Origin of the sequence: Kitasatospora sp. NPDC047058, from assembly GCF_040643935.1 — a bacterium.
GTDB lineage: Bacteria > Actinomycetota > Actinomycetes > Streptomycetales > Streptomycetaceae > Kitasatospora.
This window is the reverse complement of the sequence record NZ_JBEYVJ010000878.1, coordinates 1-1329: the sequence shown is the minus strand read 5'-3', so window position 1 is coordinate 1329 and position 1329 is coordinate 1. Positions and strand designations below refer to the sequence as shown.

Below are 1329 nucleotides of genomic sequence, written 5' to 3'. Positions count from 1 at the left end.
CGGCCGCCGCCGAGGCCGCCTCGCGGGCCGCGTAGTCCGCCGACGTGGCATCCCGGTCGTTCCGGGCACGCACTGCCTGGGCGATCAGCGGGTTCGCACGGGTTGCGTCGCCGCGCGAACACGTGGCACGGTCAGGCCGCCGGCCGGCGGTGTCGCGGTGCGAGCAGCAGGTAGCGCTCGTCTTCGCTCAGCCCGCCCCAGACCCCGTAGGGCTCGCGTGTGGCGAGGGCATGACGCCGGCACGCGATTCGGACAGGGCAGTCGGCGCAGACCGCCTTCGCGGCTTCCTCCCGGGCCTTGTGCGCAGTACCGCGTTCACCGCTCGGGTGGAAGAACAGGCTGTTCTCGACCTGACGGCAGGCGGCCTCCAGCTGCCACTCCCAGTAGTGGTCGTAGGCTCCGGGCAAGCGCGAAACGTCCGTCATCGGAGGTGTCCTCTCTGCGGGCTGACAGGAGCATGTCGTCGTTCGTCTAGCCGGGATCCGGCCTTTCATTCATCGCGGCGGCGGCGGGTGTCCGCCCGAGCCGGTAACCGGCCGAGCGTGGTCACAGTTCGACGTCGGGGTGAAGGCGGGCAACGGTCCACACGCGCTGACGCCGGGCGGCGAAGGCACTGAGGACCAGACAGCCGACCATGAAGACGCCCAGGGCGGTTGCGTCGCGTAGCAGGTGCCCGGTCAGGCCTCCCGAGATGGTCACCCTGAGGCCGTCGACGAGGTAGGTCATCGGCAGGACGGGGTGCAGAGCCTGGAAGAAGCCCGGGGTGGTGGGCATCGGGTAGAGGCCCCCGGAGGCGGTGAGCTGGAGGACCAGGAGCACCAGGGAGAGCACGTCGCCGACCACACCCAGGGTGGTGCGCAGGAGGTGATCGACGGCGACGAAGGATCCGGCGGCCAGTACGAGGAGCGCGATGGTGGCCGCGGGGTGCAGGGGGTCCAGGCCCAGCGCGAGATCGACGACGCCGTACAGGACGAGGGCGGCCACCGTGCCGAGTCCGGCGGCGGGCAGCCAGCCTCCGACCGCGATGCCGATCGAGCGGGTCCGGCCTGCGAGGGCCCGCGGGCTGACGGGGCGTAGGAACAGGTAGGCGAACAGGCCGAAGACCCACAGGGCGATGCCGAAGAAGAAGGGTGCCATTCCGCGTCCGTAGACACCGGCTGGGTGGAGATTGGTGCGGTCGATGCGGACGGGTGTGCCGAGGGTTCCGGCCGCGGCGGTGATCTGGTCAGGGGTCAGGTTCGGGACGTGTTCCAGTTGGTCGTCGATCGCCTTGGAGATCCGGGAGGCCCCGTCGTGGGCTTGGTCGGCGGCGCCGGTGGCGGCGTCGGC

At 71.1% G+C, this 1329-nt stretch carries 2 protein-coding genes; both read right to left on the bottom strand.

The features are described from left to right. Positions 1-131: 131 nt before the first annotated feature. Complete coding sequence (locus tag ABZ885_RS41280; protein WP_360200373.1) at positions 132-425, bottom strand: WhiB family transcriptional regulator; 294 nt, start codon at positions 423-425, stop codon at positions 132-134. Positions 426-546: 121 nt separating this feature from the next. After that, on the bottom strand, positions 547-1329 hold a 783-nt coding region (locus ABZ885_RS41275; protein ID WP_360200371.1), incomplete at its 5' end, for a YhgE/Pip family protein.

Excerpts from the sequence above, each read along its gene's own strand:
- ABZ885_RS41280 (WP_360200373.1), bottom strand. The coding sequence starts at position 425 with ATGACGGACGTTTCGCGCTTGCCCGGAGCCTACGACCACTACTGGGAG.